Consider the following 24446-nt stretch of genomic DNA (forward strand, 5'->3'; position numbering starts at 1 on the left):
TCAAAGCCCCGCTTTATGGGCTCTTGGTATTTATACAACGCGGACGTTGATTCATGTCTTTAAAGATCAAAGCAGCAAAGTTATCTGATGTTATTTTACAGCAACTCGAGAACATGATTCTTGAAGGCTCGTTAGCACCAGGTGAAAAGTTGCCACCAGAGCGTGAACTAGCAAAGCAATTTGAAGTGTCTCGCCCGTCACTGCGTGAGGCAATTCAAAAATTAGAAGCGAAAGGTTTAGTTACGCGTCGCCAAGGTGGCGGCACGTTTGTAAAAAATCAGCTCGAAGAAGGGCTTACTGATCCACTTTTTGATTTGATTAGTAAACACCCTGAGTCGCAGTTTGATTTACTTGAATTTCGTCATGCATTAGAAGGGATTGCTGCTTACTACGCGGCACTGCGCGGGACCAGCAACGATTTTAGCAAAGTGAAAGAAAGCTTTGATAAAATTGCCCTAGTTAATGATGATTTACAGCAAAAAGCAAAAGCAATTAATGCATTTCACTTTAGCGTGGCAGAAGCTTCGCATAATGTGGTGTTACTGCATTTAGTAAGAGGCATGAAAGCGCTGCTTGAGCAAAATGTATTGCAAAATTTAACTGTTTTATTAAAAAAGTCAGATATTAGCAGTCAATTAGCCCAACACAGGCGTTTATTAATGGATGCCGTTATTGACGGTAATCCAGAACAAGCCCGTTTAGCAAGTAATGCGCACTTAGCATTTATAGAAGAAGCACTACTTGAAGCAGGCAAAGAACATTCGCGAATTGAACGTAGTTTAAGACGCACTAAACAAAATTAAGTTAGTACATAACTACTTTGAACACACAAATTAAGTAGCTGTGATATTAAATTAACAATATTCGTATTTTAAACATAAGGAAACCTCCATATGTCTGAAGTCAATAAAATTGACGTAGACGCGCTAGAAACACAAGAGTGGTTACAAGCTCTTGAATCAGTTGTGCGCGAAGAAGGTGTTGAACGAGCTCAGTTTTTACTTGAGCAAGTATTAGAGCAAGCCCGTTTAGACGGCGTTGATATGCCAACGGGTATTACCACGAACTACGTTAATACTATTCCTGTAGATCAAGAACCTGCTTACCCGGGTGATGTAAATCTTGAGCGTCGTATTCGTTCAATTATACGTTGGAACGCGATTATGATCGTTCTACGTGCATCTAAAAAAGATCTCGACTTAGGCGGCCATATGGCGTCTTACCAATCATCTGCTGCATTTTATGAAGTGTGTTTTAACCACTTTTTTAAAGCGCCAAATGATGTAGACGGTGGTGACTTAGTTTATTACCAAGGTCATATTTCTCCTGGTATTTATGCACGTGCATTTGTTGAAGGTCGTTTATCTGCTGCACAACTAGATAACTTCCGCCAAGAAGTTGATGGCGAAGGCTTACCATCGTACCCACACCCTAAGTTAATGCCTGAATTTTGGCAGTTCCCTACGGTATCAATGGGCTTAGGTCCTATTTCGTCTATTTACCAAGCGCGCTTCTTAAAATACTTAGATGGTCGTGGCTTAAAAGATACTAAAAACCAACGTGTATACGCGTTTTTAGGTGACGGTGAAATGGATGAGCCAGAATCGCGTGGTGCTATTTCTTTTGCTGCACGTGAAAAACTAGATAACCTTTGTTACTTAGTTAACTGTAACTTACAGCGTTTAGACGGCCCAGTTATGGGTAACGGTAAAATTATTCAAGAGCTAGAAGGCTTGTTTAAAGGCGCTGGCTGGAACGTAATTAAACTAGTGTGGGGCAGCGGTTGGGATATTCTTCTAGCTAAAGACACAACGGGTAAATTACTACAGTTAATGAACGAAACTGTTGATGGCGATTACCAAACATATAAAGCTAAAGATGGCGCGTACGTACGTGAAAACTTCTTTGGTCGTTACCCAGAAACAGCAGCACTTGTTGCTGACATGACAGATGACGAAATTTTCGCGCTTAAGCGTGGTGGTCATGAGTCATCAAAATTATTTGCTGCATTTAAAAAAGCAGAAGACACTAAAGGCCGCCCAACTGTAATTCTTGCTAAAACTGTAAAAGGTTATGGCATGGGTGAAGCAGCTGAAGGTAAAAACATTGCGCACCAAGTGAAAAAAATGGACATGTCGCATGTTGCGCATTTACGTTCACGCCTTGGTCTTGATGATTTAGTATCTGAAGAGCAACTTGCAGAACTACCTTATTTAGAGCTTGAAGAAGGTTCACCTGAGTATAAATACCTACATGCTCGTCGTGATGAACTTAAAGGTTATACACCTAAGCGTATTCCACGTTTTAGTGAAAAACTTACGTTGCCAGAAGTAGACGCGTTTAAGCCGCTACTTGAAGAACAAAAACGTGATATTTCTACGACTATGGGCTTTGTTCGTGCACTTAATATCTTATTAAAAGATAAAGGCATTGGTAAAAACATCGTACCAATTATTGCCGATGAAGCACGTACATTTGGTATGGAAGGTTTATTCCGTCAAATCGGTATTTATAACCCGCATGGCCAAAACTATACGCCACAGGATCGTGATATTGTTTCTTACTATAAAGAAACTGTATCTGGGCAAGTGCTTCAAGAAGGTATTAATGAGTTAGGTGCAATGTCGTCATGGGTTGCTGCTGCAACTTCATACAGCACTAACGATTTACCAATGATCCCATTCTACATTTACTACTCTATGTTTGGTTTCCAACGCGTTGGTGACATGGCATGGATGGCGGGCGATCAACAAGCACGTGGTTTCTTATTAGGTGCTACTGCGGGTCGTACAACGTTAAATGGTGAAGGCTTGCAACACGAAGATGGTCACAGTCATATTCTTGCTAATACGGTTCCTAACTGTATTTCATATGACCCAACTTACGCGTTTGAAGTAGCTGTTATTGTACAAGACGGTATTCGTCGTATGTACGGTGATGACCAAGAAAATATTTACTACTACCTAACGCTTATGAACGAAAACTACCATCAGCCAGCTATGCCAGAAGGCGCTGAAGAAGGTATTCGTAAGGGTATTTACAAGCTTGAAAGTTACGAAGGTAAAAAAGCCAACGTACAGCTATTAAGCTCAGGTACTATTATGACTGAAGTACGTAAAGCCGCTACGATTCTAAGCGAAGAGTATGGCATTGCGTCTGACGTGTTCTCTGTAACGTCTTTCAACGAATTAACGCGTGAAGGCCAAGATGTTGAACGTTTCAACATGCTTAATCCTGAAGGCGAGCAAAAAACAGCATTCATCACAAGTGTATTAAACGACTCTGTGACTGTTGCAGCAACGGATTACATGAAAAACTACGCAGAACAAGCGCGTTCATTTATTCCAAGCAGCAACTACAAAGTGTTAGGTACCGATGGTTACGGTCGTTCTGATAGCCGTGAAAACCTACGTCGTCACTTTGAAGTTAACGCGGGCTACGTTGTTGTTGCTACGTTATCTGAACTTGCTAAACGCGGTGAAGTTGAGAAGTCAGTAGTTGTTGAAGCTCTTAAAAAGTTCAACATCGACACTAACAAACTTAACCCACTGTACGCATAAGAGGTTTGCAATGAGTATTGAAATTAAAGTACCAGATATTGGTGACGACGAAGTAGAAGTAACCGAAATATTAGTAAGCGTTGGCGACAAAGTAGATGTTGACCAATCATTATTAAATGTTGAAGGCGACAAAGCATCAATGGAAATACCTGCTTCGCAAGCGGGTACAGTTAAAGAAATTAAAGTAAACGTTGGCGACACCGTTACAACTGGCTCTTTAGTATTTTTGTTTGAAGACGAGAGTGAAAGCACTGGTGAAGAAAAAGCATCAGCCGCTGCTCCAGCTAAATCTGAAGAGGCAGCACCTGCTGCTTCTACAGGTTCTTCAACTAAAGAAGTAACCGTACCAGATATTGGCGATGATGAAGTTGAAGTAACTGAAATCATGGTTGCTGTTGGCGACACCGTTTCAGAAGAGCAATCTATCTTAAACGTGGAAGGCGACAAGGCAGCAATGGAAGTTCCCGCTCCATTTGCCGGTATAGTTAAAGAAATTAAAGTCGCCGCTGGCGATACAGTTAAAACAGGCTCATTAGTGTTTGTTTTTGAAGTAGCAGGAAGTGAATCTGCAGCACCGGCTAAAGAGTCGGCTCCTGTAGAAGCGCCAGCAGCTAGCTCAGCAGCAAATGCAGCACCAAGTACTAAAGACGTTAATGTACCTGATATTGGTGGCGATGAAGTTGAAGTAACTGAAATTATGGTTGCAGTTGGCGATACGGTTGAAGAAGATCAATCAATCTTAAACGTTGAAGGCGACAAAGCTGCAATGGAAGTACCAGCTCCATTTGCAGGTACAGTTAAAGAAATTAAAGTAGCCGCTGGCGATAAAGTATCGACTGGCTCATTAATTTTTGTATTTGAAGTTGCAGGCAGCGCGCCAGTAGCAGCACCTGCACCCGCTGAAAAATCAGCACCTGCAGCTGCGGCTAAAACTGAGTCGGCACCGGCTCAAGCGGCACCAGCAAAAGCAAGTAATGAAAGCTTCACAGAAAACAGCGCGTATGCTCATGCATCACCTGTTGTTCGCCGTTTAGCGCGTGAGTTTGGTATTAACCTAGCTAATGTTAAAGGCACTGGTCGCAAAGCCCGTATAGTTAAAGAAGACGTGCAAAACTATGTTAAAAACTTAGTTAAGCAAGTTGAGTCTGGTCAATTGTCAGCAGGTAGTAGCGCTGGTGGTAGCGAGCTTGGTCTTATTCCATGGCCTAAAGTTGATTTTGCTAAGTTTGGCGAAATTGAAGAGCAAAAGCTGTCTCGTATTCAAAAGCTATCAGGCAAAAACTTACACCGTAACTGGGTGCAAATCCCACATGTTACACAGTTTGACGAAGCTGATATCACAAGCCTTGAAGTATTCCGTAAAGAGCAAAATGTGCTTAGCGAGAAGAAAAAGCTGGGTGTTAAAATTACGCCACTTGTGTTTGTAATGAAAGCAGCTGCAAAAGCACTTGCTGAATTTCCAAAATTCAACTCATCGCTTTCCGCAGACGGCGAAAGCTTAATCCTTAAAAAGTACATTAACATTGGTGTTGCAGTTGATACGCCAAACGGTTTAGTTGTACCAGTGTTTAAAGATGTTGATAAAAAAGGCATTATTGAACTATCACGCGAATTAATGGAAGTATCTGTTAAAGCACGTGACGGGAAGCTTACATCGTCTGATATGCAAGGTGGTTGTTTTACTATTTCTAGCCTTGGCGGTATTGGCGGTACGGCATTTACGCCGATTGTTAATGCACCAGAAGTGGCTATTTTAGGTGTGTCTAAATCTGAAATGAAACCTAAATGGAATGGCAAAGAGTTTGAACCAAAACTAATGGTTCCGCTGTCTATGTCGTACGACCATAGGGTTATTGACGGAGCACTTGCTGCACGCTTTACTGTGACTCTTGCAAGTTACATGAGCGATATTCGCCAATTGGTGATGTAATCGCTGGACAATGAATAGAATCAAATCCCAGCCAGTTGTTTTTAGCTGGGATTTTTACCATTTGCAATGATACAATCTTTGCACAAATTTGTGATCTGCTCTCACTTTCTGCCTTGCAGAAACATGGCAGTTAAACTTTAGGGCAGTGTCCCGTTCAAACAATTAAGGTAATAGCATGAGCAACGAATTAAAAACTCAAGTTGTTGTACTAGGCGGTGGTCCTGGTGGTTACTCTGCGGCATTCCGCGCTGCTGACTTGGGCTTAGAAGTTACATTGGTAGAATCTCGTGAAACATTAGGCGGCGTATGTCTTAATGTTGGTTGTATTCCTTCAAAAGCACTTTTACACGTAGCTAAAGTGATTGATGATGCAGCTGAAATGTCATCTCATGGTGTTACTTTTGGCGCACCAAAGATCGATCTTGACCAAGTTCGTACTTGGAAAGATTCTGTAGTTGGCCAGTTAACTGGTGGACTAGAGGGCATGGCTAAAATGCGTAAAGTGAAAGTTGTATCTGGTTACGGCAAATTCACTGGCAGCAATACTTTAGTAGTTGAAGGCGAGAAAGACTCTACAACTATCACGTTTGATAACGCGATTATTGCAGCAGGTTCTAAACCAGTTAACTTACCTTTCATCCCACAAGATGACCGTGTAATTGATTCAACTGGCGCGCTAGAGCTTAAAGATGTACCAGAAAAGCTACTTGTACTTGGTGGTGGTATTATCGGTCTTGAAATGGGTACGGTTTACCGTGCACTAGGTTCTGCAATTGATGTTGTAGAATTTGCTGACCAATTAGTTCCAGCAGCTGATAAAGACATTATCAAAATTTACCAAAAATACGTAAGCAAAAAATTCAACGTAATGCTTTCAACTAAAGTTGTTGGTGTTGAAGCTAAAAAAGATGGCTTATACGTAACGTTTGAAGGTAAAAATGCACCAGCAGAACCTGTACGTTACGACAAAGTGCTTGTTGCAGTTGGCCGTACTCCAAACGGTAACTTACTTGATGCTGAAAAAGCGGGCGTAAACGTTGATGAGCGTGGCTTTATTAATGTTGATAAGCAATTACGTACTAACGTAAGCCATATTTTTGCAATTGGTGACTTAGTTGGCCAGCCTATGCTTGCGCATAAAGCGGTTCATGAAGGTCATGTTGCTGCAGAAGTTATTTCTGGTCAGAAGCATTTCTTCGACCCTAAATGTATTCCTTCGATTGCGTATACTGACCCAGAAATCGCTTGGGTAGGTGTTACTGAGAAAGAAGCAAAAGAGCAAGGCCTAAAAATTGAAACTGCGGTATTCCCGTGGGCAGCATCTGGCCGTGCTATTGCATCATCTCGTACTGAAGGTTCTACTAAACTTATTTTTGATAAAGAAAGTGGCCGTATAATCGGTGGTGCTATGATCGGTATTAACGCGGGCGAAATGCTTGGCGAAATCGGTTTAGGTATTGAAATGGGTGCTGATGGTGAAGACTTAGCGCTTACTATCCATGCTCACCCTACATTGAATGAATCAATCGGCCTTGCAGCTGAAATTTTTGAAGGTTCGATCACTGACTTACCAAACAAAAAAGCAGTTAAAAAGAAGTAATTTAACTTTTTAGCATTTGTTTGAAAAACCCAAGCCTGGCTTGGGTTTTTTTATGGGTGAAAGAGCAGGTTTTAAATTACAGTGTTTTAATTATGTGTAGGTGCGGCTTTATGCCGCGTTTTTTAAATTCAAAAAATTGAGCGAGGTATGCTCCGACTACGAGATGGGAGTTTGCTGTGGTTGGGGTGACGTTTGTTGTAGTCGCGGCTTTATGCCGCGCTTGTTAAATTAAAAACTTGCGCGAGGTAAACTCGCGACTACGGGTTTTTATTACTGATTGCTAAAATTCTCGTCACAGCCCTCACATATCTATTATCACCAAATATAGCTACAATGCGCGCCTAATTAATTGAAGGTAAATACAGTGAAAAACTCAGTTTTGGCATTACGCGCTCAGCAAATAAGTGAATCTCGCCGTGAATTCAATGCGCGAGGCGGTAAATTAGATCGCTGTGAACAATGCTTAATAGCCAAACATTACTGTATTTGTAAAGGCGTTGAGCATGCTCAGTGCGACGCTGCCGTATGTTTACTAATGTACCATAATGAAAGTTTTAAGCCTTCTAATACAGGGCGATTAATTGCTGAAATTGTTCCTAATAACTATGCGTTTAGATGGGATAGAACAGACCCAGATCCTGCTTTTTTAGCTTTAATAAATGATCCCCAATATCAACCAATGGTAGTGTTTCCTGCTGAAGACGTAGAAGAGGGCAGAGCAATTACTGAAGTGAATATTGAAGAAGGTAAAAAGTTACTATTTATATTTTTAGATGGTACGTGGCGCGAAGCTAAAAAAATGATTCGTAAAAGCCCTTATCTAGATAATTTACCGGTACTTTCTGTCACTGCTGATAAACTATCTGATTACCGCTTACGTGTTGCCCCTCATGCGCATCAGCTAGGTACAGCTGAAGTAGGTATTATGGTGTTAGCACTTGCGGGAGAAATGGATGCATCTTCTAAATTAGAACAGCATTTTATTAAGTTTCGTGATGCGTATTTGCTTGGTAAGCGCAATAAAGGCCGACCGCTAGAAGAATAGCTTTACGCAGTTAAGCGAAAGCTTGCTGCTCTTTTAAGTGAGCAAGTGCTTTATTTTGAATTGCTCTGAAGCCTTCTTCAGATGTTAATTGTAAAACCGTATTATATAATTGGCTTACGCTATTGTGAGCCTGAATAAACGAGGTGCAGTCCTCACCAATCATATCCTTAGCCTCTTCGACTCGCTTTAAAAAGTAACAGCTAATATCGGTTTTTCCCTTAAAGTGAGTAGTCGCAATAGCGTTTGCTATTCTATTAAGCTGATAACTAAATTCATCAGGTCGAGAACCCTCACCCCATTTACTAATAGAAATATCGCTTTCTAACTGGATAATTACGTTAAGTATGTTTTTAAACTCACTCATTGGCATATTTAAAAAGTTATAACCTTTGGGGCTAAATAAAGCTTTATACGGATTTTCGTTGGGAGTTTGGGCACTAAAAACACCAATTGGTTTTGCTGTACTTGCGTCTGATACTTTACATAAAAAGGTATTGCTTTGCGGCATTTTAAAATTCATATCCATTGAGTATTTATGATCCTTGCGTTACTTAGTTATCGGCGCAATTAATGAAAAACTTAGCGAAATTTAAAATATTAATAAAGTATTTGAAGGTATTAATATTGATTAGCTGGGATGCAGTATTACCCTGCAAAAGTTAGTGGTAGTTGCTTAGATCTTTACTAAACCCAAATTTTAGGCAAAGAAAAGCGCGCTCTATCTCTAGGCGCGCTTGCGGAATCTTCTAATTTTCTGCATCCTGCAATTGAACTTAATCAACTCCAATTTTTACTAATCCATGTTTATTACTATATTACTTTTTAGTTCTATGTAATGTAGACCATCCGGGCCTGTATCCTTAAATTCCTAAACATCCTGTAGGGTAAATACTATTACCAAATCCTTAATTACACTTCCTAGTGTATCCCTATTTTAACCAATCCATTGTGTTGCCTTAAAGGCCTGTCCATTTATTCCTTAAACATCCTGTTAAACAACTTAGCCGTGTTGTTATCCTTTTCGCATCTTCCTGACGCTGTCCTTTTTACAACATCGCGTTGTGATACTCATCCTGAGCCTGTCCTAAAATCCGTGTTGTCCTGGTAACCTAATCATTGGTTGGTTGAGTAAGCAGTCCATTTCCTTTTACTCAATAAGCGTCATTGCTTGGTTGATGCGTAAATTATAGTGCAATAGAGCAACTAAAATAGGGATAAAACTACATTCAATTAGTATTTATGCAATAGTAATAATGTAAAAGTTCAATTAATACAGGTTGTTAGGTTGTTTTTGTGTGTTTTTTATCTTGATTTTTACTCATTAGCTGTCACATCCGTGAGACATCTCTTACACTGCATTTCCTTTTTGGGCGTTATTTACATATTTACATTTATTTAAAGTGTGCACTTTTTGAATGAGCGCGGTAGAATTCGATGATAATAACAATTATTTAGGTGAAATAATGAAGACAGTATTTACACTTGTTTTAGGGTTAGCAGCATCGGCACCAGCCTTTGCAAGTGACGTTGTTAATATCTATTCTTTTCGTCAGCCGTTTTTGATTCAGCCAATTTTAGAAGATTTTACAAAACAAACGGGAATAAAAACCAATGTTGTTTTTGCTAAAAAAGGGTTAATTGAGCGTGTTAAACGTGAAGGTAAACACAGTAAAGCCGATTTAGTATTAACCTCTAATTTTAGTGCTCTTATTCAATTAGAAGATTTAAAATTAACACAAACTATAAAAAGTGACAGTGTAAATAATAACGTGCCTGCAGCTTTTCGTGACGGTGATGGCCAATGGGTTGCGCTTACTAAGCGAGTGCGTAATGTGTATTCATCAAAAGAGCGAATTGGTGCGTTACCTAAGCTCACTTATGAAAATTTAGCAGATCCTAAATACAAAGGACAAATTTGTACGCGGTCAGGCAAACATCCATATAACTTAGGTTTAGTGGCTTCTATGATTGCACACCATGGTGAAGCGCAAACCAAAGAGTGGCTTGAAGGTGTTAAGGCTAATTTAGCACGTAAACCTCAAGGTAACGATCGTGCTCAAGTTAAAGCAGTTAAAGAAGGTTTATGTAACTTGGCATTAGGTAATAGTTACTACCTTGGTAAAATGCTAGAAGATAAAGAGCAAAAAGGTTGGGCAGAGGCCGTAAATATTAACTTTCCGAATCAAACTAATCGTGGCTCACACATAAATGTGTCGGGTGCGGTTATTACCAAATACGCTAAAAACCCTGAAAATGCGTTAAAGCTCATAGAGTATATGACCGACAGTAAAGCACAAAACATGTATGCCTCATTAAATATGGAGTATCCAGTTAAGACGGGTGTTGAACTATCAAGTTTGGTTGCCTCTTGGGGTAGCTTTAAAGAAGACAGCTTGCCACTTGATGAGATTAGTAAATATCGTCCGTTAGCGCTTAAGCTAATTGATGAGGTGAAGTTCGATCTTTAATGACTAATAAATTTAAGCTGTCTAAATGGCAGCTCTTTGCGTGGTCGACTGGCTTAATTCTATCGGCCCCGTTGTTTTTTCTTCTTTTTGAATCTCTACAAGGTAGCTCTGAGGTGTTTTCTCACCTGTGGGATACCGTGCTTTGGGATTACATAACCAATACCGTATTGCTTGTTTTAGGTGTTTGCGTCCTTAGCTGCGCCATAGCTTTGCCACTTGGGTGGCTAACGGCTTACTGTAGTTTCCCGGGTAAAAAACAGTTTGAATGGGCACTTATGCTACCCCTTGCTATGCCCACCTATATTATTGCCTATGTATACACTGATTTATTAGATTATGCGGGTCCGGTGCAAATAGCACTGAGAGAATGGTTTGGCTGGCAATCACCTAATGACTATTGGTTTTTTGATATACGTACATTACCCGGCGCCATCGTTATGATTGCCTTGGTACTTTATCCGTATTTATTTTTGATTTTTAAAACGGCTCTTCGCGAGCAGTCGTTCAAATTAGTACAAGCTAGCCAGTTAATGGGGTTATCTCCTTGGCAAAGCTTCTTTAAAGTAAGCTTAGTACTCTCTCGTGGAGCTATTGTGGCGGCTCTTGCGCTTATAAGTATGGAAACCATGGCTGACTTTGCAACAGTGAGTTACTTTGCCGTAAGTACATTAACGACTGCCGTATACGATACGTGGTTTGGTTATTACTCACTTACAGCGGCAGCTAAAATATCGGGTGTGATGTTATTACTGTTATTTTTGGCATTAATGGCAGAGCGCTTTAGTCGTCGTAACCAAGCGGTATTTGAGCGCCAATCAAGTGTAAATAGCGAATCTCTCTATGTATTAAAAGGAAAGTCAGCTTGGCTCGCAACGGCATTTTGCAGCTTTATTTTACTTATCGCGTTTGTGATCCCTATTGCAGTACTTATAAATTACGCCATTACCTACTTTGATAAAGCATGGAATGTAGAGTTTTTTAGTTACGCTTGGCAAAGTTTAAAAGTGGCTGGGGTTGTGAGCCTAATAACGATTACGTTGAGTATTTTTGTCGTTTTTTATCAGCGTGTGGCAAAGCAAACGTATCCGCTTATTCCCGGGCGTTTAGCAAGCACAGGCTATGCGTTGCCTGGCACAGTACTCGCTATTGCGGTTTTGTTACCTCTTACATTGTTAGAGAACACCATCAACACAGCGCTCGAGCCGTATAATTTAGATATTGGCTTACTGCTTACAGGTAGTATTCTTACTATTATTATTGCTTATATTGTTAGGTTTTACGCCATTGCACACGGAGCAATTGAGTCGAGTTTTTTACGTATTAGCCCATCACTTGATATGGCAAGCCAATCAATGGGTAAAAGCCAAGGGCAAACGCTGCGTTTAGTGCACCTACCTTTACTGCGAAGAGGATTACTTACTGCTGCGTTATTGGTATTTATTGAGTGTATGAAAGAACTGCCAGCTGCGCTATTGCTCAGACCGTTTAATTTTGAAAGCTTAGCTACTCATGTATTTCAGTATGTGAGTGACGAGCAGTTAGAGCTTGCTTCTATATCGGCATTATTTATTGTTATTGTTGGGTTTATTCCTTTGTATTTTATTAATCGTTCTATGGAGCAGCGTAGTTAAATGAGTAGTTTAATTTTACAAGGCGTGAGCTATCACTATAACGGTACAAAGGTTATTCACGATTTAGATTTAACAGTGGGTAAAGATGAAATTGTTTGCCTACTCGGAGCGAGTGGGTGCGGCAAAACGACCACGTTAAAAGCGATTGCAGGTTTAATTGAAGCTAAGCAAGGGTCTATTTTTATAGACGGTAAATTAGTGAGTGATGAGCAATCGTTTGTCTCGCCTGAGCACCGTAACATCGGCATGATGTTTCAAGATTATGCGTTGTTTCCGCATTTGACGGTGGCAAATAATATCGCATTTGGGCTTAGTAAAATGAGTAAAGCTCAAAAGCAGCAACGCGTAGATGAAATGCTTAAGCTGGTACATTTAATTGGCTGTGCTGACAGGTTCCCGCATCAGTTATCGGGTGGTCAACAGCAACGCGTAGCTATTGCTCGTGCATTAGCTTATAAGCCTAGTTTATTGCTACTTGATGAGCCCTTTTCAAATATCGACACACAAGTGCGCTTTGAATTAATTGCCGATATACGTCGAATTATTAAGGCAACTCAAGTGTCTGCTGTGTTTGTTACACACTCAAAAGAGGAGGCGTTTGCGTTTTCAGATACACTTGCCATTATGCATCGCGGTAAAATTGAGCAACAAGGCACGCCCGAGCAGCTTTTTGCAGCTCCATGTTCAAAGGAGGTTGCAGAGTTTCTGGGTCAAGGCATATACTTGAGCGCAGAAGTATTAACAGCAACTGAATACAAAACACCATTTGGTTTAGTCGAATCTTATATTGAGAGTAAGCAAAACGTAAGCGTAGGGCTTATATATGTGCGCCCTCATCAAATAGAATTAGTGGCAGATAACCAAAGTGACAAACTCAGCAAGCGAGCTACAATCATAAGTCGTCGCTTTATTGGTTCGGCGTATGTTTATTCACTTGTTATTGATAAACAAGAAATTGAAGTTGCTGCACAATATGGCCAGTCATTTGAAAATAATGAGCAGGTTATAATAAAAATAAAACCTCACACGGTGAATTTTTTCGAATCGTAATTAATTTGTTATTCGCTGTGTTTTTATCTGTAAAACTAAGGAATAACAATGGCGCAAGCGCAGTCAGGGATTTGTGCTGAAGCAAACTTACACGGTTTGCACTTATTTTTTAATGTGTTTGATGGTCAAGATGAATCACTTCGCGCAAAGTTAAAACAAGTAAGCGCCATTGAAGAAGAATTTAGCGATCAATTTTCAGAATCAATGCTCTCTTGTATGGTTGCTATTGGTGCGCAGTATTGGCCGCATATCCTCCCTGAATACATCCCAAGCGAATTACAGAGCTTTCCTAATATAAACCATAGCGATCATCAAATGAGCGTACAACCGTGCGATTTATTTGTGCAAATTCGCTCTGACCGTGAAGACGTTAACCATTTATTTGCGCTGCAAATTTTAAAACTATTTGCTCCCGATGTTGAGCTGGTGGAGCAAATTCGTAATTTTCGCTTTTTAGATGGTCGTGATTTTAATGGTTTTATTTATGGTGGCGACACCGCACATGGAAGAAAAAAGCGCGCTACGGCTTTAATTAGTAGCCCTGGCAATTTTGAAGATCAGGGGAGTTATATTCATGTACAGCGCTATAAGCATGACTTAACTATGTGGCAGCACTTATCATTGAGCGAGCAAGAACAAATAATGGGGCGTACGCGCCTTGATAACACGCTAATTACCCCCGCGATCGAAACCAGCCATGCTTCGCGAAGTGAGCTAAAAGACGAAGACGGACAACCGCTATTATTAAATCAGAGCATGCCTTATGGCGATGTGTATGAGCAGGGAATGTTATCAATTACATGCTCTTGTACGGGCACCGCATTTGAAAAAGTACTTAATAGTCGTTTAGGGGAAGGGGATTGTTACGACCACTGGCTTGATTTTACTCAAGCCGATATGGGTTCTGCTTTTTTCGCGCCTTCAGTCGGGTTTTTAAAACAAATTTAGTTTGCTATTAAACCGTATCAAATAAAATGCGAACACGTTCAAGTGTTACATCTATTTCAGATATTTTAGCAGGAGCGATAAAAATAGTATCGTCGCCTGCAATTGTTCCTAGTACGCCATCTGCTTTACCTAATGAATCTAATAAACGAGCGATAAGCTGAGCGGCGCCTGGACTGGTACGAATAATGATCATCATTTCGTTGTGCATAATGTCGATTACTAATTGGCGTAATGGGCTTTTAGCCGTAGGTACACCCATTTCAGCAGGTAAGCAGTAAACCATTTCTTGTTTGGCGTTACGTGTGCGTACAGCACCAAATTTACTTAACATGCGCGATACTTTACTTTGGCTTATATTGTCAAAGCCTTGATCTTTTAATGCATCAACTATTTCGCCTTGAGAGCCAAAATTTTCTTCTTTTAATAGTGATTTAAATGCTTTTACCAGTGCTTCTTGTTTATCTTGTGGTTGCATAGTCTTTATTCGTTTTTGTTATTTATGCCGCAAATTCTACACAAAAATGAATAATTATGCAGCAGTTGTTTAGTTAACTTGCCAGTTTGATGCGTTAAATCACAAAAGTTTACGACTATGGTCGAAAATATACTTGAAATAGACAGGATAAATTTGTTTTTAGTCGCTAATTTCATTATCTTAAGAGCCACAAATGTTTCCTACCTCAAATTACGGAGAATTCCAATGAAAGTTGCTGTATTAGGTGCTGCAGGCGGTATCGGCCAAGCGTTGTCTTTATTATTAAAAACAGGCTTACCAGCTGGCTCTGAATTATCACTTTATGATGTTGCACCAGTAGTACCAGGTGTTGCGGTTGACCTTTCTCACATCCCAACAGATGTTAAAGTAGCAGGCTTTGGCGCAGACGAATTAAACAAAGCGCTTGAAGGCTCTGACATCGTTCTTATCCCAGCGGGTATGCCACGTAAACCAGGTATGGATCGTGCTGATTTATTTAATGTAAATGCTGGTATCATCAAAACTTTAGCTGAAGGCATTGTTGCTAGCTGTCCTAAAGCGTTAGTAGGTATTATTACTAACCCAGTAAATGGCACAGTTCCAATCGTTGCTGAAGTATTCAAAAAAGCAGGTACTTACGACGCTAAACGCGTATTCGGTATTACTACGCTTGACGTTATTCGTTCAGAAGCATTTGTTGCTGAACTTAAAGGCGTAGACGTAGCAACTGTGAAAGTACCAGTAATTGGTGGTCACTCAGGCACAACCATTCTTCCTCTACTTTCTCAAGTTGAAGGTGTTTCTTTCACTGATGAAGAAGTTGCTGCACTTACTCCACGTATCCAAAATGCGGGTACTGAAGTTGTAAATGCTAAAGCAGGCGGTGGTTCAGCTACGCTATCTATGGGTGCTGCTGCAGCTCGTTTTTGTATGTCTTTAGTTAAAGGCCTACAAGGTGAAGAAGTTGTAGATTACGCTTACGTTGCTGTTGAAAATGGCGATGCAGAGTACTTTGCACATCCAGTACGTTTAGGTAAAAACGGCGTAGAAGAAATTCTTTCTTACGGCGAACTAAGCGCATTTGAAACAAAAGCAAAAAATGACATGCTTGAAACACTGAAAAAAGACATCAAAGAAGGTGTTGATTTCATGGCGTAATAGCCAAAGTAGAATAACAAAAAAGCCTGCATTTGCAGGCTTTTTTATTGCTCAGAATTAATTTCACACTGTGTAACTAGTTAAAACTAGTGGTCGCGGTCAACCGCAATACGAGCAAGGCTTATGAGTGCTTGCTTATAGTCAGACTCAGCTAAAAAGTCTAAACACGCAATAGCTTTGTCAGCTTCAAGCTCTGCTTTTTGCATTGTAAATTCAAGCGCATTAGTTTGCTTTAGTGCCGATAAAATTTCTTCTAAATGCTCCATACCATTACTATGCTCTATTGCATCACGAATAAGCTGCGTTTGCTGCTCGCTACCATGTTGCATAGCATAAATAAGTGGAAGCGTTGGTTTGCCTTCAGCTAAATCATCACCAATGTTTTTACCCAACTGCTCAGCATCTGCATTGTAATCGAGTACATCGTCTACTAGCTGAAACGCAGTACCTAAATGCATACCATATAGGTTTAGTGCATCGAGAGTAGTTTGGTCTTGCTCAGTAATAATGGCAGCAAGGCCTGTCGCTGCTTCAAACAACTTAGCTGTTTTAGAGTAAATAACCTGCATATAACTGGCTTCGGTCGTATCTGGGTCGTTGCAGTTCATTAACTGCAATACTTCACCTTCAGCAATAATGTTTGTTGCATCGGCAAGTACTTGCATAACCTGCATTTTTCCAAGGCCAACCATAAGCTGAAATGAACGAGTGTAAATAAAGTCACCAACCAATACGCTAGCAGCATTACCAAATTCAGCATTTGCTGTAGGTGTGCCACGTCGTAAGTTTGATTCATCTACAACATCATCATGCAATAGCGTTGCTGTATGAATAAACTCAACAATTGTTGCAAGTGTTATGTGATCTTTACCCTGATAACCGAGCGCTTTGGCTGCTAAAATCGCGAGCATTGGACGAACGCGTTTGCCGCCACTGCTAACTATATATAAACCAAGCTGATTAACTAACGCCACATCTGAGCGCATTTGCGCATGTATAAGTTGATTGACGTCATTCATATCGCTTTCGATTAACGCCTGGATAGCTTTTATATCCATTGATCTCCGAGCCAATTTTTATGTGTGAACGGCGCAGATTGTACAACAAAAAATGCACTAGCTCGATATTTTGTGACGATTGATTGAAAAAACACTATTAAAGTACTTAATTTAGACTGAATTAGCCAAGATAACTGATTAATTGATAATCAATATACAGTTTATGATGTGCTTAGATATTAAGCTGTGAGGGTCATATTTGAGTACATTAATTTATTTCGACTAAGAGTTAAAAAGCGCTTGGCAAAAGGGCTAATTAATATAAAATGGGGTAAATATTGAATTGCTCTCAAAGCAGCTACTTTTTATTCATTTTAATTACAAAATAGGCTTGCTAGTTATTTCGCGTTAGCGTAAACTTCGCGCCCTATCGAAGAATATTTTAGTTGCGCCGATTTGAGGGTGCACAGACGGAGTTAATTATGTACGCGGTTTTCCAAAGTGGTGGTAAACAGCATCGTGTGACTGAAGGTCAAACGATTCGTCTTGAAAAATTAGACGTTGAAACTGGTGCGGCAGTAGAATTTGATTCAGTACTTTTAGTTGCTGATGGTGAGAAAATCGAGATCGGTGTACCGTTCGTAAACGGTGGCAAGATAACAGCTGAGGTTGTTTCACATGGTCGCGGTGAGAAGATTAAGGTTGTTAAATTTAGACGCCGTAAGCATTCTCGTAAGCAAATGGGCCATCGTCAATGGTTCACTGAAGTTAAAATCACTAGCATTAGCGCTTAATTAGAGGTACTTAGAAATGGCACATAAAAAAGCAGCTGGTAGTACTCGTAACGGTCGCGATTCAGAAAGCAAACGCCTAGGTGTTAAGCGTTTTGGTGGCGAATCAGTTCTAGCGGGTAGCATCATTGTTCGTCAGCGTGGAACTCGTTTCCACCCTGGTACTAACGTAGGTATCGGTAAAGACCACACTATCTTCGCAAAAGCAGATGGTAAAGTTCAGTTTGAACAAAAAGGTCCTTTAAACCGTAAATACGTAACTATCGTAACTGAGTAATCAGTAAGGTAGTTAAAAACCCCGCCTTTGCGGGGTTTTTTGTTTTGTAGTCAGTCAAAATATATACCCAAGCCTGCATTTGTGTTGGCTTGGGTATATAATAGAGTTATTAAACAAGCCAATCCCTAAAGTGAGTAATCATGAAGTTTGTAGATGAAGTAGAAATTCGCGCAGAAGCTGGAGACGGTGGCAGCGGCATCGTGTCTTTCCGTCGTGAAAAATATGTTCCAGATGGTGGACCAGACGGCGGTGACGGTGGAGACGGTGGTAGTGTTTATCTACAAGCTGATGAAAACTTAAATACCCTAATTGATTATCAGTTTGAGCGCTTTCATAGAGCTGAACGTGGTACTAACGGTCGTAGCCGTAACTGTACAGGCCGAAAAGCCGATGACTTATTTGTTATGGTGCCTGTAGGCACGCGCATCATGGATGTTGATACCCAAGAGGGACTTGGCGACTTAACTCAAGATGGTCAACGAATTTTGGTTGCAAAAGGTGGTTTCCACGGCTTGGGGAATGCACGTTTTAAATCAAGTACTAACCGAGCACCTCGTCAAAAAACATTGGGCACACCCGGTGAAGTACGTAACTTAAAGTTAGAGTTACTATTATTGGCTGATGTAGGCTTACTAGGATTACCAAATGCAGGTAAATCTACGTTTATCCGCAGTGTATCTGCAGCAAGACCAAAAGTAGCTGATTACCCATTCACGACGCTTATTCCTAATTTAGGTGTGGTACGTCCTGAAGCAAATAAATCATTTGTTATAGCCGATATTCCGGGTCTAATTGAAGGTGCATCTGATGGTGCAGGCCTAGGTATTCGCTTCTTGAAGCATTTAGAGCGTTGTCGTGTGTTATTGCACATTATTGATGTAATGCCGGTAGATGGTTCAAACCCTGTTGATAATGCATTCTCGATTATTAACGAGCTACACCAATACAGTCCTAAATTAGCTGAAAAACCACGCTGGTTAGTGTTTAATAAAATAGATTTATTACCAGCAGATGAAGCAAAAGCGCTATGCGAAGCGATTGCAGAAGAGCTGGGCGAAACTGAAAATATTTATCACATTTCAGCAATTAATAAACTTAATACTCAACCTTTAATCCACAACATAATGACACTACTTGATAGCATGCCTAAAGAGAAGTTTGTACAAGTTGAAGATGAAGAAGTTGAATTCAAGTGGGATACCTATCATGAAAAAGCCACTAAAGGTAAAGGCAATGATGATGATTGGGACGACTGGGATGAAGATGATTACGACGTAGAAGTTGTCTACGAGCGTTAATTAAATAGAATTTATTAAAAAGGAGCTTATGCTCCTTTTTCTTTGTTTAAGAATAAAGTACTAGGTGTTTATTATGATAATTTCAATGATTGCAGCAATGGCAAATAACCGTGTAATTGGCCTAGATAATAAAATGCCATGGCATTTACCTGCGGATCTTCAGCATTTTAAAAAAATAACTACGGGTAAACCTGTGATCATGGGTCGTAAAACTTTTGAGTCAATAGGCCGTCCTTTACCTGGGCGTCGTAATATTATTATTACTCGAAACAGCGAATATACTGCACAGGGTATTGAAGTGGTAACTACACCAGAGGCCGCACTAGCACTAGTTTGTGCTGTTGAAGAAGTAATGATTATTGGTGGCGGTAATATTTATGAGCGATTTTTACCAAAAGCAGAACGCCTGTATTTAACTTTTATTGATTTAGATGTTAAAGGCGATACACAGTTTCCTGATTATAATAAAGTTGCTAATTGGGACGTGAAAGAAGAGCAAGAAAACCTTCCTGATGAAAAGAACAAATCTAGTTATAAATTCGTAACCTTATATAAAGCACGTTAACATTATTGCGTAATTTTTAGTAGGTTGGTATAATATTAAACAGTCTATATAAGAATAAAGTACCATTAAGGGTTTGTCATGTTTAAAGTATCAAAGCTAGTTGTACTTACTGCTATTATCGCTGTAAGTTCGTTTTCGTACACAGCACCTGCAAGTGCTGAAGATCAATTAGCGGTATCTATTTGTGAGTATATTGCTGCAGACGATAAAAACCGATTACGCAGCAAGCTTAAAAGCTCTCGTGTAAAAATTCGTAATATTTATGATGCAGTACAATGTAATGGTAATAATTTATTACGCCATGCTGTTGCTAGCAATGCAGTGGATACTGGTGAGTATATAGTTAAAAACTTATCAAAAAGTGCGTTAACAGATGGTGCTGATATTGCTTGGGCTGAAGGCAATTTTGCCAGCTCACCACTTATTGCAGTAATTAAAGAGCGTGCTGGTCTTTAATTATAAAAGGTTTATACCTCTACCTTTAGTTAGAAATTTATTGGTCTGGGTTTGTTATTTATAGCAAACCCAGGTTTGTTTCATTTAGCTAATTTAATCTCACCCCCCAACAAAATCATTAATAAGTTCACTATTTACCTATCTATTTTATATTCCCAAAGTGTAGAGTCTTCACTTTAAAAGCAGCTTCAAATTTACTTCTTCAAAAGAGGTAACTTTATTCAGCTGGTATCTATTTTGTATCTGCTAGTTTATTTACAAACTTAATCACTAAGGATAGATATGAAAGCTGTAATTCCAGTAGCAGGCTTAGGGACGAGAATGCTCCCTATGACAAAAGCTATTCCAAAAGAAATGCTCCCAATAGTCGATAAACCACTTATTCAATATATTGTCAGTGAATGTGTGTCTGCTGGTATTAAAGATATTGTATTAGTTACACACAGCTCTAAAAATGCAATCGAAAACCATTTTGATACAAGTTACGAGCTAGAAGCCACGCTTGAAAAACGTGTTAAACGTGCTTTATTAGATGAGATTCGCTCTATTTGTCCGCCTGATGTAACTATTATGAGTGTACGCCAAGGTGAAGCTAAAGGGCTTGGACATGCTATTTTATGCGCTAAGCCGATAGTCGGCGATAATGATTTTGTCGTACTCCTGCCAGATGTGATACTTGATGCCTATACTGCGGATCAAGAGACTGAAAACTTAGCGGCCATGATTAAACGCTTTAAAGAAACTCAAGCAAGCCAAATAATGCTTGAGCCGGTAGCTAAAGAAGACGTGAGTAAATATGGTATTGCTGATATAAACGGTGTTGAGTTAATGCCAGGTAAAAGTGCTGCAATTAAAGCAATGGTTGAAAAACCTGATGCTGATTTAGCACCTTCAAATCTTGCTGTTGTAGGGCGATATGTACTGAGTAAGAATATTTGGCCTCTACTCGCAAAAACGTCTGTAGGTGCTGGCGGTGAAATACAACTTACAGATTCTATTGACGCGTTAATGGCACAAGAAACCGTTGAAGCATTCCATATGAGTGGTCGCTCTCACGATTGCGGAGATAAGTTAGGCTATTTAAAAGCAATTGTAGAGTACAGCATGCGGGATAAAAAGTTAGGTAATGACTTTTCTCGCTTTATAAATGATTTGAATTTACCTTAACTACAGAGCAATAAATTTTATGAAAACTATAGAAGCTAAAATAGTTTTCATAAAATGTAGTGAACGCGGTCTACAAACCTTTACTAGACTACTCTGAGTTACTAAGTTAGTTACACTTTACCTACACTGTAATAGGTTACGTAGTATGATTGTTACTTATTCTGTATTGATCTTTTAAAGGAACCACCATGATTGAGCAAGGCCAAGAATTACCATCGGTTACGTTAACGCAATTAACTGACGACGGTATGCAATCTCTTACAAATAAAGAGTTGTTTGAAGGTAAAAAAGTCGTGTTATTTGCAGTGCCAGGTGCATTTACACCAACGTGTTCAAATGCACATTTACCTGAATTTATTACTCTTGCTGATAAAATTAAAGCAAAAGGTGTTGATGCTATTTACTGTGTATCTGTTAATGACGCATTTGTTATGAAAGCATGGGGCGACTCGCAAAACGCGCAAGAAATTACCATGCTTGCTGATGGCGATGGAAGTTTCACTAAATCGTTAGGGCTTGATAAAGATACCGCTAGTTTTGGTGGTTTACGCTCAACGCGTTACGCTATGATTATTGAAAATGAAGTAGTAACTGGTTTATTTGTAGAGCAAGACAAAGAGTTTGTTGTAAGCCGTGCAGAATCAGTACTAGAGAAGCTATAACAGTAATAAAGTGTAGGTTTTAGCTTTAATTAATCAGCTACTTACTATTTAAAAACCGATGTTGGAAACAACATCGGTTTTTTATTTACGGCTCAAATTTTAAATTACGGTTGATATTGTCCGCTAAGTGTTAAACCAGAGAAAGTGCTATAGGCGTTAACACTTAAGTGCCAAGTACCTGCTTGTGGATTGGTAAATGTACATGTTTCTGCGTTGCCATTTTTATAAGGGCGACAATCGTACGTAGTAGTTGTTGGTTGGCTGCCATATTTTACAAATAAGTCTGCATCGCCACTTCCACCCGATATTGTTACTGTAAACGTACTCATTCCTGCAGGTACATCTAACGTGTAATGTTTCCACTGACCGGTATTGGCTGTCACATCACTTATAGTGCCGCCGCCAGCTTGTGGAGTGCCTGTACCGCCACCAGACGATGAACCACCAGTAATATTACCTACCAAGCTCACAGCTGAATACGCAGAGTAGCCGTTAAGCATTACGTGGTAAGTGCCTGCTGTAGGGTTATCAATAGAACACTCTTCGCTATTACCGCCTTTATAAGGGCGACAGTCATAGGTAGTAGTTGTAGGTTTACTGCCCGCACGTACGTATAAATCAGCATCACCAGTACCACCACTCATAGTGAATGTTACGTTAGTTGCACCGCTTGGTACGGTCATAGTGTAAAACGCTTGTGCATTTGCAGCCCCACTTAAACCTGTTTTAGCTTCACCATTAATAAGCTCGCTATCACCGCCTGTAGGCGGAGTAGTGTCGCCACTTGCTGCTGCAACAGCTGCGGCTGCATCAACAATACCCGTACCACAGCTAGTACATGTAGCAGGGAATGAACGGGTTGTTGATTTTAAAATACTTTCTATTTCGTCAGGCGTTGCATCTGGTTTTGCTTGCTTAATAAGTGCCGCAACACCTGCTACGTGAGGCGCAGCCATTGATGTACCTTGCGAATAACTGTAGCTGTCGCTTGAAGGTGTAGACGAACCTGAATTGTAAGTTGATAGAACACCTTCAGAGTCGTTTGCAAAACTTTGCGCGCCACCCGGTGCTGCAACATCAATATTGCTACCGTAGTTTGAGTAATAAGCTCGACCGCCATTACGACCTACTGATGCTACGTTTACTACACCATTACAGTTACCTGGGTTGTAGTTTGCTGAGTTATCGTTATCGTTACCTGCAGCAATAACTACCACAGTGCCGTTACTACGTGCTGTGTTAATTGCATTTTGAGTTGTAGAGCTACATGAACCGCTGCCGCCTAAACTCATGTTTATTACATCTGCAGGGTTTGAGTTGGCAGGAATGCCTGAAACACTTCCGCCAGATGCCCAAATAATACCATCTGCAATATCAGAGGTTAAACCACCACACTTACCAAGTACACGAACAGGCACTACTTTTGCGTTATAAGCTACGCCTGCAACACCTTCACCGTTATTGGTTACCGCAGCAACTGTGCCGGCTACGTGCGTGCCGTGCCAGCTAGAGTTTTGTGCACCGTTAGTGCCACATTCATTCGCAGCAACTGCATCACCAGGATCACGTGCATCGCTATCGCGACCACCGCCATCGTTAGCTACCGATAGGTTAGAGATCATATCGTAACCCGGTAAAATGTTAGCATTTAAATCGGCATGTGGGCGGTAACCCGTATCTAGTACTGCTACAACTACACCGCTACCCGTTGCGGTATCCCATGCAGTAGGTAAGTTTAAACCACCGGCTTGCTCGTAGTAGTGCCATTGGTCATCAAAGCGTGGATCGTTAGGAGTTGAAAACGGCTTTAACATTTGATCCACTTCAATGTATTCAACATTGCCTGAATCAACCATTTCTTGCATAAACTCTTGCGCTTCTGCTGTACTTAATTTTTTATCAGCACGCATTACGTGATGGTTATTAAGTGCCATTGCACGAATGTATTTTGCTTTTACTTTGCCTTTTTTAGAAGCGAAGTTTTTAACAAAGCTTTGTGCGCGCTTTTTCATGCTAGACGGGCTTGCGTCAGCAGTTGAAAAGCTCGCCATTTCGTTATTATTTTTATATTTAATAATGAACTGAGTTTCGAAACTGCCTTGGCTTTGTAGTTTAGCCGATGTTTCAGCCATTGAACTTGAAACTGATTGAGCCATGCCAGATGTTGCTGCAAAAAGCGTACTAACTGTAATTGCAATTGCGCATCTTTTAAAAGTTTTACTAGTTGTCATAATTATCCCTAGATTTTTATTTATTATTTCGTGATATAAGATCACGATGCGGGAACAAAAGTAAACGATCTGTTAACTAGGTTAAAATATCAATTTATTATGTACCTCTTTCATTTAGTTATAACCCAGGTTTTTA

21 protein-coding genes are annotated in these 24446 nt (G+C 40.1%); 17 read left to right on the top strand and 4 right to left on the bottom strand.

Features of this window, described 5'->3' with window-relative positions:
- The first annotated feature begins 53 nt into the window (after positions 1-53).
- The 5 genes from pdhR (at position 54) to I6F42_RS07200 (ending at position 8135) form a co-directional block, all read left to right on the top strand.
- Positions 54-803, top strand: a complete 750-nt coding sequence (pdhR, locus tag I6F42_RS07180; protein WP_007586129.1) for a pyruvate dehydrogenase complex transcriptional repressor PdhR — start codon at positions 54-56, stop codon at positions 801-803.
- Between the two features lie 90 nt (positions 804-893).
- The gene (gene aceE, locus I6F42_RS07185) at positions 894-3560 is read left to right on the top strand and encodes a pyruvate dehydrogenase (acetyl-transferring), homodimeric type (protein ID WP_010553346.1); all 2667 of its coding nucleotides are present in this window, start codon (positions 894-896) and stop codon (positions 3558-3560) included.
- A gap of 10 nt (positions 3561-3570) precedes the next feature.
- A complete protein-coding gene (gene aceF, locus I6F42_RS07190) occupies positions 3571-5490 on the top strand; it encodes a pyruvate dehydrogenase complex dihydrolipoyllysine-residue acetyltransferase (protein WP_197151612.1) in 1920 nt (639 codons plus the stop codon).
- Between the two features lie 175 nt (positions 5491-5665).
- Entirely contained in the window at positions 5666-7090 is a 1425-nt protein-coding gene (gene lpdA, locus I6F42_RS07195; RefSeq protein WP_007586124.1) for a dihydrolipoyl dehydrogenase, read from the top strand.
- Between the two features lie 364 nt (positions 7091-7454).
- Positions 7455-8135 carry a tRNA-uridine aminocarboxypropyltransferase gene (locus I6F42_RS07200; RefSeq protein ID WP_197151614.1) on the top strand — a complete coding sequence of 227 codons (681 nt, stop codon included), beginning with the start codon at positions 7455-7457 and terminating at the stop codon, positions 8133-8135.
- Positions 8136-8145: 10 nt separating this feature from the next.
- Here I6F42_RS07200 and I6F42_RS07205 read toward each other — a convergent pair whose 3' ends face one another.
- Positions 8146-8661: a hypothetical protein gene (locus I6F42_RS07205; protein WP_007586114.1), complete on the bottom strand. Its 516-nt coding sequence runs from the start codon at positions 8659-8661 to the stop codon at positions 8146-8148.
- Positions 8662-9598: 937 nt separating this feature from the next.
- Between I6F42_RS07205 and I6F42_RS07210 the strand changes: the two genes are divergently transcribed.
- From I6F42_RS07210 to I6F42_RS07225, 4 genes are read left to right on the top strand one after another with little or no spacing between them, the layout of a single operon-like run.
- The gene (locus tag I6F42_RS07210) at positions 9599-10603 is read left to right on the top strand and encodes a Fe(3+) ABC transporter substrate-binding protein (RefSeq protein WP_197151616.1); all 1005 of its coding nucleotides are present in this window, start codon (positions 9599-9601) and stop codon (positions 10601-10603) included.
- On the top strand, positions 10603-12234 hold the full coding sequence (locus I6F42_RS07215) for an iron ABC transporter permease (RefSeq protein ID WP_169060658.1): 1632 nt from the start codon (positions 10603-10605) through the stop codon (positions 12232-12234). Before I6F42_RS07210 ends, I6F42_RS07215 begins: the two co-directional genes overlap by 1 nt.
- Positions 12235-13284, top strand: a complete 1050-nt coding sequence (locus I6F42_RS07220; RefSeq protein ID WP_165722157.1) for an ABC transporter ATP-binding protein — start codon at positions 12235-12237, stop codon at positions 13282-13284.
- A gap of 48 nt (positions 13285-13332) precedes the next feature.
- The gene (locus I6F42_RS07225) at positions 13333-14232 is read left to right on the top strand and encodes a Dyp-type peroxidase (protein ID WP_197102117.1); all 900 of its coding nucleotides are present in this window, start codon (positions 13333-13335) and stop codon (positions 14230-14232) included.
- 7 nt (positions 14233-14239) lie between these two features.
- On the opposite strand, the gene argR is transcribed toward I6F42_RS07225, so the two are convergent.
- The gene (gene argR, locus I6F42_RS07230; RefSeq protein WP_002957753.1) at positions 14240-14707 is read right to left on the bottom strand and encodes a transcriptional regulator ArgR; all 468 of its coding nucleotides are present in this window, start codon (positions 14705-14707) and stop codon (positions 14240-14242) included.
- Between the two features lie 225 nt (positions 14708-14932).
- Between argR and mdh the strand changes: the two genes are divergently transcribed.
- Positions 14933-15865: a malate dehydrogenase gene (mdh, locus tag I6F42_RS07235; protein WP_007586102.1), complete on the top strand. Its 933-nt coding sequence runs from the start codon at positions 14933-14935 to the stop codon at positions 15863-15865.
- Positions 15866-15951: 86 nt separating this feature from the next.
- Here mdh and ispB read toward each other — a convergent pair whose 3' ends face one another.
- The gene (gene ispB / locus I6F42_RS07240; protein WP_010553338.1) at positions 15952-16923 is read right to left on the bottom strand and encodes an octaprenyl diphosphate synthase; all 972 of its coding nucleotides are present in this window, start codon (positions 16921-16923) and stop codon (positions 15952-15954) included.
- Positions 16924-17345: 422 nt separating this feature from the next.
- On the opposite strand from ispB, the gene rplU reads away from it, so the two are divergent.
- The 7 genes from rplU (at position 17346) to I6F42_RS07275 (ending at position 22079) form a co-directional block, all read left to right on the top strand.
- Complete coding sequence (rplU, locus tag I6F42_RS07245; RefSeq protein ID WP_002957748.1) at positions 17346-17657, top strand: 50S ribosomal protein L21; 312 nt, start codon at positions 17346-17348, stop codon at positions 17655-17657.
- Between the two features lie 16 nt (positions 17658-17673).
- On the top strand, positions 17674-17931 hold the full coding sequence (rpmA, locus tag I6F42_RS07250) for a 50S ribosomal protein L27 (RefSeq protein WP_002957747.1): 258 nt from the start codon (positions 17674-17676) through the stop codon (positions 17929-17931).
- A gap of 140 nt (positions 17932-18071) precedes the next feature.
- Positions 18072-19229: an Obg family GTPase CgtA gene (cgtA, locus tag I6F42_RS07255; RefSeq protein WP_010553337.1), complete on the top strand. Its 1158-nt coding sequence runs from the start codon at positions 18072-18074 to the stop codon at positions 19227-19229.
- A 73-nt stretch (positions 19230-19302) separates the two neighbouring features.
- On the top strand, positions 19303-19794 hold the full coding sequence (folA, locus tag I6F42_RS07260) for a type 3 dihydrofolate reductase (RefSeq protein ID WP_010553336.1): 492 nt from the start codon (positions 19303-19305) through the stop codon (positions 19792-19794).
- A gap of 78 nt (positions 19795-19872) precedes the next feature.
- The gene (locus tag I6F42_RS07265; protein WP_010553335.1) at positions 19873-20250 is read left to right on the top strand and encodes a DUF3718 domain-containing protein; all 378 of its coding nucleotides are present in this window, start codon (positions 19873-19875) and stop codon (positions 20248-20250) included.
- Positions 20251-20532: 282 nt separating this feature from the next.
- Positions 20533-21417 (top strand): UTP--glucose-1-phosphate uridylyltransferase GalU, encoded by an 885-nt coding sequence (gene galU, locus I6F42_RS07270; RefSeq protein ID WP_010553334.1) that lies wholly within the window; start codon positions 20533-20535, stop codon positions 21415-21417.
- Positions 21418-21605: 188 nt separating this feature from the next.
- Positions 21606-22079 carry a peroxiredoxin gene (locus tag I6F42_RS07275; RefSeq protein WP_165735471.1) on the top strand — a complete coding sequence of 158 codons (474 nt, stop codon included), beginning with the start codon at positions 21606-21608 and terminating at the stop codon, positions 22077-22079.
- A 104-nt stretch (positions 22080-22183) separates the two neighbouring features.
- Here the strand turns inward: I6F42_RS07275 and I6F42_RS07280 are convergent, their stop codons facing one another.
- A complete protein-coding gene (locus I6F42_RS07280; RefSeq protein ID WP_197151618.1) occupies positions 22184-24310 on the bottom strand; it encodes a S8 family peptidase in 2127 nt (708 codons plus the stop codon).
- Between the last annotated feature and the right edge of the window lie 136 nt (positions 24311-24446).

The sequence above is a fragment of the Pseudoalteromonas sp. SWYJZ12 genome, from assembly GCF_015864395.1.
In the GTDB taxonomy this organism is placed as follows: Bacteria; Pseudomonadota; Gammaproteobacteria; order Enterobacterales; family Alteromonadaceae; genus Pseudoalteromonas; species Pseudoalteromonas arctica.

Bases quoted from the DNA above. Each gene is read 5' to 3' on its own strand.
- pdhR (WP_007586129.1), top strand. From the start codon at position 54: ATGTCTTTAAAGATCAAAGCAGCAAAGTTATCTGATGTTATTTTACAG.
- aceE (WP_010553346.1), top strand. From the start codon at position 894: ATGTCTGAAGTCAATAAAATTGACGTAGACGCGCTAGAAACACAAGAG.
- aceF (WP_197151612.1), top strand. From the start codon at position 3,571: ATGAGTATTGAAATTAAAGTACCAGATATTGGTGACGACGAAGTAGAA.
- lpdA (WP_007586124.1), top strand. From the start codon at position 5,666: ATGAGCAACGAATTAAAAACTCAAGTTGTTGTACTAGGCGGTGGTCCT.
- I6F42_RS07205 (WP_007586114.1), bottom strand. From the start codon at position 8,661: ATGGATATGAATTTTAAAATGCCGCAAAGCAATACCTTTTTATGTAAA.
- I6F42_RS07210 (WP_197151616.1), top strand. From the start codon at position 9,599: ATGAAGACAGTATTTACACTTGTTTTAGGGTTAGCAGCATCGGCACCA.
- I6F42_RS07215 (WP_169060658.1), top strand. From the start codon at position 10,603: ATGACTAATAAATTTAAGCTGTCTAAATGGCAGCTCTTTGCGTGGTCG.
- I6F42_RS07220 (WP_165722157.1), top strand. From the start codon at position 12,235: ATGAGTAGTTTAATTTTACAAGGCGTGAGCTATCACTATAACGGTACA.
- I6F42_RS07225 (WP_197102117.1), top strand. From the start codon at position 13,333: ATGGCGCAAGCGCAGTCAGGGATTTGTGCTGAAGCAAACTTACACGGT.
- argR (WP_002957753.1), bottom strand. From the start codon at position 14,707: ATGCAACCACAAGATAAACAAGAAGCACTGGTAAAAGCATTTAAATCA.
- mdh (WP_007586102.1), top strand. From the start codon at position 14,933: ATGAAAGTTGCTGTATTAGGTGCTGCAGGCGGTATCGGCCAAGCGTTG.
- ispB (WP_010553338.1), bottom strand. From the start codon at position 16,923: ATGGATATAAAAGCTATCCAGGCGTTAATCGAAAGCGATATGAATGAC.
- rplU (WP_002957748.1), top strand. From the start codon at position 17,346: ATGTACGCGGTTTTCCAAAGTGGTGGTAAACAGCATCGTGTGACTGAA.
- rpmA (WP_002957747.1), top strand. From the start codon at position 17,674: ATGGCACATAAAAAAGCAGCTGGTAGTACTCGTAACGGTCGCGATTCA.
- cgtA (WP_010553337.1), top strand. From the start codon at position 18,072: ATGAAGTTTGTAGATGAAGTAGAAATTCGCGCAGAAGCTGGAGACGGT.
- folA (WP_010553336.1), top strand. From the start codon at position 19,303: ATGATAATTTCAATGATTGCAGCAATGGCAAATAACCGTGTAATTGGC.
- I6F42_RS07265 (WP_010553335.1), top strand. From the start codon at position 19,873: ATGTTTAAAGTATCAAAGCTAGTTGTACTTACTGCTATTATCGCTGTA.
- galU (WP_010553334.1), top strand. From the start codon at position 20,533: ATGAAAGCTGTAATTCCAGTAGCAGGCTTAGGGACGAGAATGCTCCCT.
- I6F42_RS07275 (WP_165735471.1), top strand. From the start codon at position 21,606: ATGATTGAGCAAGGCCAAGAATTACCATCGGTTACGTTAACGCAATTA.
- I6F42_RS07280 (WP_197151618.1), bottom strand. From the start codon at position 24,310: ATGACAACTAGTAAAACTTTTAAAAGATGCGCAATTGCAATTACAGTT.